Consider the following 13,166-nt stretch of genomic DNA (forward strand, 5'->3'; position numbering starts at 1 on the left):
CCATCGGCCCCTATTTGCCGAGCAGTTTCATGGCGATCATCACCACACCCAGGCCGGTGAGCACCCCGCCGGTGATCCGGTTGAGTGTCTTTGCCTGGGCGCGGTTGGCGATTTTGGCCGCCACCTGGGCCCCCAGCAAGGTGGCCGCCACACAGACCACCAGGGCAAAGACGTCGGGCGCGCCGCCGATGGCGAAGTGGGAGAGGGCCCCGGTGAGGGCGGTAAAGGTCATGATGAAGACGCTGGTGCCCACCGCCGTCTTCAGCTCATACCCCAGCACGCTGGTGAGGATGAGGAGCATCATCATCCCGCCGCCGGCGCCGATAAAGCCGCAAATCAGGCCGATAAAGGCCCCGCAGACGATGGACTGCACCACCTTCTGCCGCAGGGTCTTCCCCTCCTGGCTCTCCTTGGTGTTCATCACCGGGCGCACCAGGAACTTGATGCCCAGAAGCAATGTCATAAAGACCGAAAAGCTGCCCATGGAGGCGTTGGGCACCAGCGAGGCCACATAGCTGCCCGCCATGGTGAAGACCAGCACCGCCGCCAGCATCACCAGCCCGTTTTTGATGTCGATGTTCTTGTTCTTGCCGTAGGTGTAGGCCGAGGCGGCCGAGGCCAGCACGTCGGAGGCCAGGGCGATGCCCACCGCCTCATAGGCGGGAAAGCCCAAAAAGGTGATCAGCATGGGGGAGATGACCGCGGCCGCGCTCATCCCCGCAAAGCCGGTGCCCACCCCGGCCCCCAGCCCCGCAATGATACAGACGATCAGTTTCCAAAACACAGTGTATGCCCCTTTCAGCAGCGATTCAAATTGTCCATCAGCTTGGCGAAGACGGCCGCCATGACCGCCCCCTCCTGGGGGGAGATGCCCCGCCGGAGTTTCTCCCAAAAGGCGGCCTGGGCGGCGCACCCCGCCTCCACCGCCGGGCGGGCGGCGGGCAGCAGCTCCAGCCGCACCACCCGCCGGTCCCTGCCGTCGGGCGCAGCGGCCAGGTAGCCGCGCCGCACCAGGGCGTCCACCGCCTTGGAGACCCCCGACTTGGCCATCCCCCGCAGCTCCACCACCTCCCTGGCGGTGTTGCAGCCGGGGTTGTTCTGCAAAAAGAGCAGCACGTCCACCTCGGCCCGGCTCAGCCCCCACTCCTCGGCCATTCCGCCGAGGGCCCGATTGTAGCCCCGCGCAAAGGCCTGCCCCACCTTGAGGGCATCTGTCGAAGAGAACACGGCCCTTCCCCCTTTCAAAAGTTCTGTATAGAACAGTTCAAACAAGAACTATTTTAACACGGATATCCCTCCTGTCAAGGGCGGTCTGGGGGATTTTTTGCCGGACATCGGCAAAATCGTTGACAATTCTGGGGATTGATGCTATTTTTGAAGGGCAATTGATTGTGTGGGGGAGTAGTGGGCGCACCCGGTGCGCTGGCATGTCAACACGCTGGTCTGCGCCCGCAGACCTGGCCTGCCTTAAAAAACGAGACTCACGGGATCGCGCGGCCGCCCAAAACCGGGGGGCCGGGCGGTGCCGTGGGTCTTTTTTGTCTCAACTGACCCCGCGCGAGGAGGAGAAAACATGAGTTTGTGGGAACTTTTTGTCATCGCCGTCGGGCTGTCGATGGACGCCTTTGCCGTCTCCATCTGCAAGGGGCTCTCGGTGCAGCGGGCGGGGGCCAGGCACTGCCTCATCGCCGGGCTCTACTTTGGCGGCTTTCAGGCCCTGATGCCCCTTGTGGGCTACCTGCTGGGGCGGCAGTTCGCCTCCCTCATCACCCAGTTCGACCACTGGATTGCCTTTGTGCTGCTGGCCTTCATCGGCTTCAACATGGTGCGGGAGTCCCGCCGGGAGGAGTGCCCGGCAGGGGATTTTGGCCCCAAGAGCATGCTCCCCCTGGCGGTGGCCACCAGCATCGACGCCCTGGCGGTGGGGATCACCTTCGCCTTTTTGCAGGTGAACATCGTCCCCGCCGTCAGCTTCATCGGCGTCATCACCTTCCTGCTCTCCTTTGTCGGGGTCAAGGTGGGCAACGTCTTTGGCGCCAAGTACAAGTCCCGGGCGGAGCTCTGCGGCGGCATCGTCCTCATCGCCATGGGCACCAAGATTCTGCTGGACCACCTGGGGATCTGGGGGTGACCCCCCGCCCCGCCAAAAGCACCCGGTGGGTCTCCTCACCGGGCGCTTTTCACACCGCTTCTCCGCTCGCAGGGCGCTCCCCCACTGCAAGGGGGGCTTTTTCACCCAGAGCGCCGGGCAGGGGGGGGCCCTGCCCGGCGCCTTTTTCTATCTTCTCCTGCACTTTTTCACCAGCAGGGAGAGCCCGGCAAAGAGCACCGCACTCCCCACCAGCACCGCCAGGTGCCCCCAGACGGGGAAGGTCCCCCCGTCCCAGGCAAAGCAGATGCCCATCTCCTCTTTAAACTGGATGACCAGCCCGGCCGGCACCCCGGCAAAGGTGGTCTCCATCGGCCCGGCGGTGAAGATCTGCCGCAGCAGGGCCGCGCCGTGGGTGGGGGGAAAGCACTTCACCACCACCTGCACCGCGCTGGGCAGGGTCCCGATGGGGATGTAAACGCCGGTGAGGAAGCCCACCAGTGTCCCCACCACCGTGCAGGCCCCGGTGAAGGCGTTCTGGGTCTTGATAAAGAGGGTGAGAAAGTAGAGCATGGCCGCCGACGCGGCCACCGAGAGGGCGGTGACCCCCAGGGCCTGGGCCATCTGCAAGGGGGTGAGCAGCTCGCCCCCGGCGGCCACCAGGTAGACCTGCCCGGCCACAAAGGTCACCGCGCAGAGGACCAGCCCCACCGCCAGGGCGCTGAGGATATAGCCCCCCAACAGGGCCCCCGAACTGGCCGGGGAGACGGCGAAGTCCCGGTCCACCCCGCGGGCCCGGTCCTCCACCATCGCCCCGTAGCCCGAGAGGGTGGTGGTGACCGCCGCCACCGCCAGCACCCCGGCGATGAGCCAGCTGTCCACCAGCCGCCCGGCCCCCTCCAGCGCCTCCAGATCCCCGCCGAGGATGGTGCTCTTGAGAAAGAGGGCGTAGAGGCCGAGGACGATAAAGACCGACATCAGGGAGAAGAAGACGCCCCCCTTGTCCCTAAAAAAGAGTTTCACATTCCTTCTGGCAATGGCTAGCACGGCCGCTCCCCCCCTTCGATGATCTGCAAAAACACGTCGTCCATGGTGCCGCCGATGAGCTCGGCCCCGTCGAGCAGGTCCCGGCACCGCTCGAGGATGGGGATGGCCTCCAGGGTGCTCCCCAGCGCCAGGTGATAGCGCCGGCGGGGCTTGGTGTAGGCAAGGCCCATCTGCCGGAGCACCCCTTCCAGGGCGCCGGCGTCCCGGGGACTTAAGTAGAGTTTGTCCCGCCCGTAGCGGGCCTTCAGCTCCCCCGGGGTGCCCTGTTCCAGCACCGCCCCGTCGCCGATGACCGTCACCGCGTCGGCCTGGGCGGCCTCCTCCATGTAGTGGGTGGTGAGAAAGACGGTCATCCCCCCCTCCCGCTGCAGGGCGCGCACCGTCTCCCAGACCGCCTTGCGGGTCTGGGGGTCAAGGCCGGTGGTGGGCTCGTCCAAAAAGAGGATCTCCGGCCGGTGCACCAGGGCCCGGGCGATGTCGGCCCGGCGGCGCTGGCCGCCCGACAGCCGGCCGTAGCGGCGGTCCTTCAAATCGAGGGCCCCCACCGCCGCCATGGCCGCCCGGGCCGCCTCTCTCCCCCGCTCCCCCCGCAGGCCGTAGAGGGCCGCCCGGGCGAGGAGGTTTTCCTCCACACTCAACAGGCCGTCCAGCAGGCTCTCCTGAAAGACCACCCCGATCTTGCGGCGGATGGCGCCGTTCTCCCGCCCCAGCAGGCAGCCGTCCACCTCGGCCCGGCCCCCGTCGGGGGCGATCTGGGTGGTCAGCATGCTGATGGTGGTGGACTTGCCGGCCCCGTTTTGCCCCAAAAAGGCAAACAGTTCGCCCCGGCGGACCGTAAAGTCGATCCCCCGCACCGCCTCGATGGGGCCGTAGTGCTTTTTCAGCCCCTGTACCTCGATGATCTCGCTCATCGCTTTTCTCCTCTCTCCCTGCGGGCCCGCAGCTCCCGGTTGATTTTCCCCTCGTCGCTCTTGGCGCGGATGAGGGAGACCCCCACCACCCCGGCGTAGACCGTCAGGATGACCAGAAAGATCCCCACCAGGGTAAAGGCATCCGCCTCAAAAAAGCCCCACCAGAGCCCCAGGGGGTAGACCACCAGGGCAATGTCGGCCACGTCGATGAGGGCGCGCAGGGGGAAGCTGGCGACCTGGATCTTGTCGGTGAGGAACATCACCACCGAGATGAGGCTGGTCATCAAAAACATCTGGATGGCAACGTTGGCGTCGATCCCCTCTCGGTGGCCCTGCACGCTCGCCAGCGTGCACTCGATCATCATCAAGATGGTGTAGGAAATGCAGTCGTAGGTGAAATACTGCTTGAATGTCGACATCGTCTTCCCTCCTTTACAAGCCGAATTTCTCTTTAAAGGCCGGCAGGTAGTGGCGGCTGATCACCACCGACTCGCCGTTTTCCAACTTGGCTTCCATCCGGCTCCCGGCCAGGGCGCGGACGCTTTCGAGCCGGGCGGTGTTGAGGATACAGCTCTTGCTGACCCGCACAAAGGCGGTGTTCTCCAGCTGCCGCTCCAACTCGTAGAGCTTGGGGTCGCACTCGTAGACCTCTTTTTCGCAGTAGAGGTAGGTGCGCTCGTCCACCGACTCAAAGTAGAACACCTCTTCCAGGCGAAAAATGCGGCTGCTCTCCCCCCTCCTCCCGGTGATGGAGAAGGAGTAGAGCCGCACCTGTTCGATGAGGCGGCGCAGCGGCTCGTCGATGAGGCCGCAGCGGATGGTGATCTCCGGCTCGGCCAGTTCCAGCGACTGCTCGATGATGAGTTTCAAAATCAGTTCTCCCCTTTCGCTCCGGGTTTCATCCTACCATGTTTGGCCCCGCGGCTCAAGGCGGGGGCGGGTCACCTGCGCCCTGCCGGGGGCAAGATGCAAAAAGGCGGGGGGAAACCGTGCGCGCTCACCCGCCAAAAAGCCGTTTTCCCCGCCCTTGAAAGGGGCGTTCTGGGGCACAGAAACATTTTTCCAGTTTTGGCGGCGAGAAAAAGAGAACAAAAAAAGGGCCCGGAAACGGGCCCTTTTGCGGGGAAGCGAGCGGCCGATCTAGCCCTGGGGCTGCTCCCGCTCGGCGGAGAGGGGGGCGGCGTCGAGGTTGCGGATCTCGCTGCTGTAGATGCTGCGGAAGATGACGGTGCTGGCGATGATGGCGGCGATCTCCGCCAGGGGCACGGCCGCCCAGACCCCGGTGACCCCCCAGACGCGACTGAGGAGGAAAGCCAGGGGGAGGATGACCACCAACTGCCGCAAAACCGAGGTGAAGAGGCTGCTGGTGCCGTGACCGGTGGCCTGAAAGAGGGTGGAGAGGATCATCGAGTAGGCCGCCGGCAGGAAGCAGATGGAGAGGATGTGCAGGGCCGGGATGCCGATGCGGCTCATCTCGGCCGAGGGGTTGAACATCCCCAGCAGCTGGGTGGGCAGGAAGTTGAAGAGCAGGGTGCCCAGGGCCATGATGGAAAAGGCCGCCCCCATGCCGATCTTCAGGGTGCCCATCAGCCGCTTTTTGTTGCGGGCGCCGTAGTTGTAGCCCATGATGGGCATCAGCCCCTGGTTGAGGCCGAAGATGGGCATGAACACAAAGGACTGCAGCTTGTTGTAGACCCCCATGATGGAGACCGCCGCCCCCGAGAAGCTGGTGAGGATGGCGTTGAGACCCACCATCATCACCGAGCCGATGGACTGCATGATGATGGAGGGGAAGCCCACCTTGTAGATGTCCCCCACCACCTTGCCCTGGAACTTGAAGCCCTTGAAGGTGATGTGGATCTCGTGGTCCTTGGTGAGGAGGATGTAGACGCTGAAGAACATGGCGATGATCTGCCCGGCGACGGTGGCGATGGCCGCGCCCTTGACCCCCATGGCCGGCAGCCCAAAGTAGCCGAAGATGAGGATGGGGTCGAGGACGATGTTGATTACCGCGCCCATGAGCTGAAAGATCATGGGGTAGATCATGTTGCCGGTGGCCTGTAAAATCTTTTCACAGGCGATCTGCACGAAGGAGCCAAAGCAGAGGATAGTGACGATGGAGCCGTAGTCGCAGCCCATCTGCAGCACCTCGGCGTCGCCGGTGAAGGCGGCAAAGAAGGGCTTCACAAAGAGGAAGCCCAGCAGCGCAAAGACCGCGCTGGAGAGAAGGGCCAGCACCAGGCCGTGGCTGGCGGCCTGGGAGGCCACGTCGTGGCGCTGCTCGCCCAGCCGGCGGGAAATCAGCGAGTTGCAGCCGACGCCGGTGCCCACCGCCACGGCGATGAGCAGGGTTTGAATGGGGAAGGCCAGGGAGACGGCGGTGAGGGCGTTCTCCCCGATCTGGGCCACGTACATGCTGTCGACGATGTTGTAAAGCGACTGGATCAGCATGGAGAAGATGGCCGGCAGGGACATGCTGAAAATCAGTTTGGGCAGGGGCATGCTGCCCATCTTGTTCTCTTTGAGGTTGGTTTGCTCCATATAGACACTCCTTTTCTTTCGCGCCCTGCACACAAAAAAACGACCCCCACAAGTGGCGGTCGTTTTTAGCCTTTCGTTGACACCGCAGCAAAGGGGGATCGAAGAAAGCCGTGACAGGACACAGTTCTTTTTGATCGAACCCAGTATAGCAACTGTCGGGTGGAATGTCAACAAATTTCGCGCAAATGCAGAGGGTGCGCGCTACCCCTCCAACTCCTGGGCGCAGGTGAGGAAGTAGTGGCGGGCGCAGGCGTTTTCAGCCTGCCGGCCCAGCTCGGTCAGGGCCTGGCGGCAGGTGGCCAGGGCGTCGCCCCTCTCCTCCCCCGCGAGGCGGAGTGTTTGGCAGAGTTCCAGCGCCCACTGGCACTCCCCCTCCGCCAGCGCCTGGGCGGCGGCAGCGGCCACCCGCTCAGCGCCGCCCATCAGCGCCACCTCCCGCTGGGCCCGGTCGTCCGGGGCCAGGGGAAAAAGGCCGGCGGGGTCGCCGTCAAACCAGCCCAGATAGCCCGCGCAGATGCCCCGCACCGTCCAGGCCACCGAGCCGTAGAACTCGTCCAGGGCCGGCTGGCCCCGCCACCGCTCAGGCAGGGCGACGGCGGCGGCCACCTGGTCAAAGGAGAGCCCCTCGTCCAGCAGCCGCAGGGTCTCGTCCAGCACCCAGGAGAGGGCGTCGCGGTAGAGGGCGATCTCCTCCCGGATGGCGATGGCCCCGTGGAGCGCCCGGGTGTGGCCGGGCAGCAGGTGTTCGGCCGGGAGGGTCAGCAGTTTGTCCAGCGAGCGCACCCAGGCGGCCACGTCCCGGTACTGGCCGCCCCGGATGGGGGCGGTGTTGGGCCAGGACTGGTAGTAGTTGTCGCCGCAGCAGACCACCCTGTCCTCGGGCAGCCAGAGGTAGGTCTGGTCGTCGGTCTCCCCCTGGGCGGCCAGGAGGACGGCGGGCACCCCGTCCAGGTCGAGGGCCAGCTCCGCCCCCTCCATCCACCGGGTCACCGGCAGAGGGCAGGGCTTGCCGCCCCGCTCCCCCAGGGGCCCTGCCCCCATGGAGATGGCCTCCTCCGGGGTGAGGGAGAAGCCCCACTGGCGGTCCCCCCGCAGCCCGCCGATCCGGCCCAGCTGCCCGCTGCGGCCGTAGGTCGGCACGTCGGGGCGTCGGGCGATCACCTGGCGGGCGCCGGCGGCCAACACCCCCGCGCCACCGGTGTGGTCGGGGTGCTGGTGGGTGTAGATGAGGGTCTCCACCGGCTTTGCCGCCAGCAGCTCCCCCAGTTCGGCCAGGGCCAACTCGGCCATCTTGCTGTCGTTGAGGCCGTCCACCAGGGTGCAGCTGTGCTCCCCCTCGATGAGGGTGGCGTTGCTGGCGCCGAACCCGGCGATAAACCAGACCCGCTCCCCCACCTTGTAGACGCCCCGCGCCTCCCCGTTTCCGGCGGCGGCCTGCAGTCGTTTCTCTCCTGTGTACTCTTTCAACTCTTACTCCTCCTCTACTGCTCGGCGCAGGTTCTCCTCGATTTGGGAGAGGACCCGGCGAAAGACCGCCAGCTCCCCCTCGTCGATGCCCGCCCGGTAGCGCTCCTGCAACTGCTGTGAAATGGACGAAAAGGCCCCCTCCAGCGCCTGCCCCTGGGGGGTGAGAGAGACCAGCACCGCCCGCCTGCTGTGGGGGGCGGTCCGGGTCTGCAGGTAGCCCAGGGCCACCAGCTTCTTCACCAGGGCGGTGGCGGTGGAGGGATCGCGGCCGATGCAGCCGGCCAGCTGGCCCATCTGCATCTCCCCCCGCGCCAACAGGGCGGTGAGGATCTCGCCGTGGGAGGTGGCCAGCCCCCCCAGCCCCAGCTGGGCCAGGCGGGCCTGCAAAAAGGCGTTGGCCGCCGCCCGGGTGCGGCTGATGCGGCTGACGGTGTCGTCCCGGCTCCAGCTGGCGCGATTCGTCGCTTCCCTCTCCACACATGCTCTCCCCTTCCGTTTTCTACCATTATACTTTGATGTCAAAATATTTGCAAGGGGGAATTTCCCCGCTTTGTTCGACCTTTCTCCGGCCTGTCCGGCAGCCCCGCTCCGCAGGCAGAGGGGACAGAGGTCGCCTTGTGGATAACTGCCTCTCGATGGGGCCCTCCCCGCGGCCGCAGCGGGAAAACACCTCGCGGCTCCCACCGCTGCCTTGGCTCATAGTTTTTGCCGCCGGCACCCGCTCCTTCTCACGCTCTGATTTTCCCCTGTCATCTCCCGACCACCGAAGGGAAGCACAGGTCATCCATCGCCCGCGCTGCCCGCTTGTCACAGCTAAAAGTGGTTTGCGCACCGTTGCTCTGCCAGGTTGGCGCGCGCCGTGCGCAGGGGGGATGCCAATTCGCCCCCCTGCTCTGTGGCCTCTTCCCCCCTTTGGCCGCCTGTAGCGCCAAAAGAGATCGTCCCCTCCAGGTCGGCAGCCGGCGCTAGAGGCGAGCGCTTGTTGTTTCCCCCTCCGCATTTTTGAAGCCACGGCGTTCACCTTCCCTGTCCTACGATCACGTCCGCCCTCTCCCCCCTCCGGCCGTTTGACTGGCAGTGGTATTATGGGCGTCGCCAAGCCCTCTCAAGTGGGAAATCGGCATCGGCCTCCCTTCTGTTGTTTCCCCCTCCGCATTCTAAAAATGCGGCCCATAGGCTATTTCCCCACAGCATGGGGGCAACTTCTCATCCCACCGTCGCCCATCTTGCAATTGCGTTGGCTTCCCCTTCCCCCCTCAACCGTTTGGCAGCGGCACCGCACCAGAGAAAAACCAACTCTGTTCAACCTCCCCTGTCCCGCAATCACATTCGCCCTCTCCCCCTCCGGCCGTTTGACCGGCAATGGTATGGGCGTTGCCAAGCTTGTTCAATTGGGGAAATCGGCATCGGCCTCCCTTCTGTCGTTTCCCCCTCCGCATTCTAAGAACGCGGCCCATAGGCTGTTTCCCCACAGCATGGGGGCAACTCCTCCCCCCACCGTCACCCATCTTGCAATTGTGTTGGCTTCCCCTTCCCCCTTCAACCGTTTGGCAGCGGCACCGCACCAGAGAAAAACCAATTCTGTTCAACCTCCCCTGTCCCGCAATCACATTCGCCCTCTCCCCCTCCGGCCGTTTGACCGGCAATGGTATGGGCGTCGCCAAGCTTGTTCAAGTGGGGAAATCGGCATTGGCCTCCCTTCTGCTGTTTCCCCCTCCGCATTCTAAGAACGCGGCCCATAGGCTATTTCCCCACAGCATGGGGACAACTTCTCATCCCACCGTCGCTCGTCTTGCAATTGTGTTGGCTTCCCCTTTCCCCTTCAGCCGTTTGGCAGCGGCACCGCATCAGAGAAAAACCAACTCTGTTCAACCTCCCTTGTCCCTGCAATCTCTTCGGCTTTCCCCCCGCCTTCACAGCCGCTTGATTGGCAAATGCTGCGGGATGCCGCCGATCTCCATTAAGCAGGCAATGGCCGGCCGCGTCCCCGTCTCGGCCCCCTTTGCTATTGAAAGCCCCAGCTCAGACCAGTCCTTTCCTCTACAGGGGCACCCCCTTGTTTGGCTGCCCCCGCCCCGTGGCCGCGCCGCCCCTCCCCCTCCGCAATTCGAAAGCGCAGCCCGAGGGCTGTTTCCCGCGCTGTGGGGAGCGATTTTCCCCCCGCCCCATCGCCACCGCTTTCCCCACCAAAAAAGGGCGGCCAAAACGGCCGCCCCAAGGGCTCTGTTTTTTTAGGCTTCACCCGGCGACAGACACGGCCACCCAGATCTTAGCGATTTTTTTGCACACATTCCAGCAGCACCCGGCAGAGCTGGTCAATGTCCAGCGGCTTGCTGACGTGGGCGTTCATCCCGGCGGCCAGGGCCGCGGAGATATCGTCGCCAAAAGCGTTGGCCGTGGTGGCGATGATGGGGATCTTCCCGGCGGCCGGGTGCTGGGATAGGCGGATGCGCCGGGCGGCCTCGTGGCCGTTCATCACCGGCATCTGCACGTCCATCAGGATGGCGTCAAAGGCGCCGGGGTCGGAAGCCAGGAACGCCTCCACCGCCTCTTCGCCGTTCTCCACCCCCACGACCTCGGCCCCGTTCATCCGCAGCAGCTCCTCGGCGATCTCCCGGTTGAGGGAGTTGTCCTCGGCCACCAGCAGGCGCAGGCCGGCCAGGGGCCGTTTCTCCGCGGAGGTGGGCTTGCGGCGGACAGGGCCGCTGCGGCCGGAAACCGCCTCGCGGATGGCGGTGTAGACCGAAGAGCGGTAGAGGGGCTTGGGCAAAAAGCCGTTGACCCCTGCCTCCCGCGCCTCCCACTCCACCTCGGAGATGTCGTAGGCGGAGATCATGACAATGGGCAGCTCGTCCCCCACCTCACGGCGGATGCGGCGGGTCACCTCGATGCCGTCCATCCCCGGCATCTTCCAGTCCACCAGACAGAGGTCAAAGTCGCAGCCGCTGCGGTGGGCCTCCCCGATGCGCTCCACCGCCTCGGCCCCGGACTGTCGCCACTCGGTCCGAATCCTGATTTTTTCCAACAGGGTGGAGGTCTGCTCGCAGACTTGCTGCTCGTCGTCCACCACCATGGCGCAGAGGCCCCGGTCGCCGAAGTCGGGCTCCTCCAACCGCTCTTTTCCGCGGCGCAGGGGGATGTCCACCTCGCAGGTGGTGCCCTTCCCCGGCTCGCTGTCGATGCGGATTTTGCCCCCCATGAGGGAGACCAGGTTTTTGGTGATGGACATCCCCAGCCCGGTGCCGCCAAAGCGGCCGGCAATGGTGGCGTCGGCCTGTTCAAAGGGCTGGAAGATGCGCTCCACCGCCTCTTTGGACATGCCGATACCGGTGTCGGTGACGGCAAAGCGAACCACATCCGCTCCGGACTTGGCGGCCACCCGAGAGACCTTGAGGCGGACGCTGCCCCCCGGCTCGGTGAACTTGACCGCGTTGGAGCCCAGGTTGAGGAGGATCTGGTTGAGGCGCAGGGGGTCGCCCAGGTAGATGGCCTGGTCGCCAAACCCCTCCATGGTCTCGCCAAACTCCAACCCCCGGCCCTTGGCCTGGGCGTAAATGGTGGAGACAAAGCCGTTGACCAGCTGGAAGATGTCAAAGGGCTCCTCCTGCAGGGTCATCTTGTCGCTCTCGATTTTGGACATGTCCAGCACGTCGTTGATGAGCATCAGCAGGTGCTTGGAGGAGAAATTGATCTTCTGCAGGCAGTCCTCCACCCGGGAGGCGTCCCCCGCCGAGGCCGCGGCGATGGTGGTCATGCCGATGATGGCGTTGAGGGGGGTGCGGATCTCGTGGCTCATGCGGGAGAGAAAGTCGCTCTTGGCCGAGCTGGCCCGCTCGGCGGTGAGCATGGCGTCCCGCAATGCCTGGCGGGAGCGCACCTCCTCGGTGCGGTCGGAGAGGACCGAGATGATTTGGGGGGCGTCGGCCCCTTCGACCCGGTAGAGGCGCAGCAGCAGCCAGCGGTGTTCCCCGTCCGGCTTGCGGTAGTCCAGCATCTTTTCAAAGAGGATGTCGCCCTGCGGCGGTTTTTGGTCCGCCGCCCGAACGGCCTGGCGGATCTCCCCCACGTCCTGGTCGGTGAGGCCGTGGTGAGGGGCGTCCCCCCCTTCAAAGGAGAGGCCCAGCACCCGCTCGAGGTTGAGGGAGCTGTATTGGACGGCGCCGGTGCGGGCGTCGCGGATGACAAAGGCGTCGTCGATGCTGCGGGAGAGGTCGTCAAAGAGGCGGCCTCGGTAGGCCAACTCGTCCCGCTGCCGCCGCAAAAGCCGCTGCGAGAAGAGGAACACCCCCACGATGGCGGAAATAAGGAGCACCGACCCCACCAGGGTGGTTCGGCGCAACCGGGTCGCCGTTTCGCCATAGCCCACCTTCTTTTCCTGGGCGACGGCGATGAGCCTTTCCGCCTCGTCGGTGGCCTGCCGGTAGAGGGGGGTCAGGTGTTCGGCGCTGTAGGCGGCGATCTCTCCCTCTTCGGTGTCGTCGCGGGCGGCGTACTCCAAAAACGCCTCCTGCTCCACCCGCACCTTTTCCAGGGTGCCTTTCAGGCGGCGGGTGTCCTCCTCGCCGCCCAGATAGAGTTCCTCTATCCGGGACAGGGGCTGCTGCAGGGTGGTGTAGAGCCCGTCCAGCTCCTGGCGGACGGCATCCACCTCGGCCGCCCCGTGATAGCGCAGCAGCCGCTCGGTGCGCACCTGCATCTCAGAGAGGTAAAGCTTGACGTCGCCGGCGGAGATGACCACCTCGAAGGGGTGCTCGGAGATGATGTCGGTCTGCGCCGCCAGCTGGGCGGAGCTGACGATGGTCATCAACAGGTAGAGGAGCATCATCGCAACCAGGCAGACGGTGCACACCGCGTTGATCCGTCTCCCTTTGGCCAGCTGCTCCCTCCGAAAAACGGTCCTGTTTTCTTTTTTCATTGCGAATTCCTGTCCTCCCAATCGCCATACGGCACGAAAAACCCTTCGGCTGAGGGGAACGTCACTCTCACCGAATTTTCAAAAGGGTTATTTTTTTACAGTGTAACAAAAACAGCTGTCATTTGCAAATGCTTTTCCCATTTTAAATCAGTAAAACAACAAAAATCCTCCTTTTCCTTCCGCTCTCAGGCCCTTG

The 13,166-nt window shown here is 64.7% G+C and carries 11 protein-coding genes; 1 reads left to right on the plus strand and 10 read right to left on the minus strand.

The features are described 5' to 3' along the window. Window positions 1-10 precede the first annotated feature (10 nt). Window positions 11-784: a sulfite exporter TauE/SafE family protein gene (locus tag ACTNAU_RS00770; protein ID WP_185916530.1), complete on the minus strand. Its 774-nt coding sequence runs from the start codon at window positions 782-784 to the stop codon at window positions 11-13. Window positions 785-798: 14 nt separating this feature from the next. Beyond that, on the minus strand, window positions 799-1,227 hold the full coding sequence (locus tag ACTNAU_RS00775) for a MarR family winged helix-turn-helix transcriptional regulator (protein WP_185916531.1): 429 nt from the start codon (window positions 1,225-1,227) through the stop codon (window positions 799-801). Between the two features lie 346 nt (window positions 1,228-1,573). On the opposite strand from ACTNAU_RS00775, the gene ACTNAU_RS00780 reads away from it, so the two are divergent. Then, the gene (locus tag ACTNAU_RS00780; RefSeq protein WP_441097237.1) at window positions 1,574-2,131 is read left to right on the plus strand and encodes a manganese efflux pump MntP; all 558 of its coding nucleotides are present in this window, start codon (window positions 1,574-1,576) and stop codon (window positions 2,129-2,131) included. 147 nt (window positions 2,132-2,278) lie between these two features. Here ACTNAU_RS00780 and ACTNAU_RS00785 read toward each other — a convergent pair whose 3' ends face one another. The 8 genes from ACTNAU_RS00785 to ACTNAU_RS00820 form a co-directional block, all read right to left on the minus strand. Beyond that, window positions 2,279-3,112 carry an ABC transporter permease gene (locus ACTNAU_RS00785; protein ID WP_441097238.1) on the minus strand — a complete coding sequence of 278 codons (834 nt, stop codon included), beginning with the start codon at window positions 3,110-3,112 and terminating at the stop codon, window positions 2,279-2,281. A gap of 17 nt (window positions 3,113-3,129) precedes the next feature. Continuing rightward, window positions 3,130-4,047, minus strand: a complete 918-nt coding sequence (locus ACTNAU_RS00790; protein WP_441097239.1) for an ABC transporter ATP-binding protein — start codon at window positions 4,045-4,047, stop codon at window positions 3,130-3,132. Beyond that, window positions 4,044-4,466 (minus strand): DUF3021 family protein, encoded by a 423-nt coding sequence (locus tag ACTNAU_RS00795; RefSeq protein ID WP_021659062.1) that lies wholly within the window; start codon window positions 4,464-4,466, stop codon window positions 4,044-4,046. Before ACTNAU_RS00795 ends, ACTNAU_RS00790 begins: the two co-directional genes overlap by 4 nt. 13 nt (window positions 4,467-4,479) lie before the next feature. Then, window positions 4,480-4,917 carry a LytTR family DNA-binding domain-containing protein gene (locus ACTNAU_RS00800; RefSeq protein ID WP_021659061.1) on the minus strand — a complete coding sequence of 146 codons (438 nt, stop codon included), beginning with the start codon at window positions 4,915-4,917 and terminating at the stop codon, window positions 4,480-4,482. A gap of 270 nt (window positions 4,918-5,187) precedes the next feature. After that, complete coding sequence (locus ACTNAU_RS00805) at window positions 5,188-6,588, minus strand: MATE family efflux transporter (protein ID WP_441097240.1); 1,401 nt, start codon at window positions 6,586-6,588, stop codon at window positions 5,188-5,190. Between the two features lie 201 nt (window positions 6,589-6,789). Further along, window positions 6,790-8,055 carry an alkyl sulfatase dimerization domain-containing protein gene (locus ACTNAU_RS00810; RefSeq protein ID WP_441097241.1) on the minus strand — a complete coding sequence of 422 codons (1,266 nt, stop codon included), beginning with the start codon at window positions 8,053-8,055 and terminating at the stop codon, window positions 6,790-6,792. A 3-nt stretch (window positions 8,056-8,058) separates the two neighbouring features. Next, window positions 8,059-8,532 (minus strand): MarR family winged helix-turn-helix transcriptional regulator, encoded by a 474-nt coding sequence (locus ACTNAU_RS00815; RefSeq protein ID WP_441097242.1) that lies wholly within the window; start codon window positions 8,530-8,532, stop codon window positions 8,059-8,061. A 1,792-nt stretch (window positions 8,533-10,324) separates the two neighbouring features. After that, window positions 10,325-12,970, minus strand: a complete 2,646-nt coding sequence (locus tag ACTNAU_RS00820; RefSeq protein ID WP_441097243.1) for an ATP-binding response regulator — start codon at window positions 12,968-12,970, stop codon at window positions 10,325-10,327. Between the last annotated feature and the right edge of the window lie 196 nt (window positions 12,971-13,166).

The sequence above is a fragment of the Bittarella sp. HCP28S3_D9 genome, from assembly GCF_052065655.1.
Taxonomy (GTDB): Bacteria; Bacillota; Clostridia; order Oscillospirales; family Ruminococcaceae; genus Bittarella; species Bittarella massiliensis.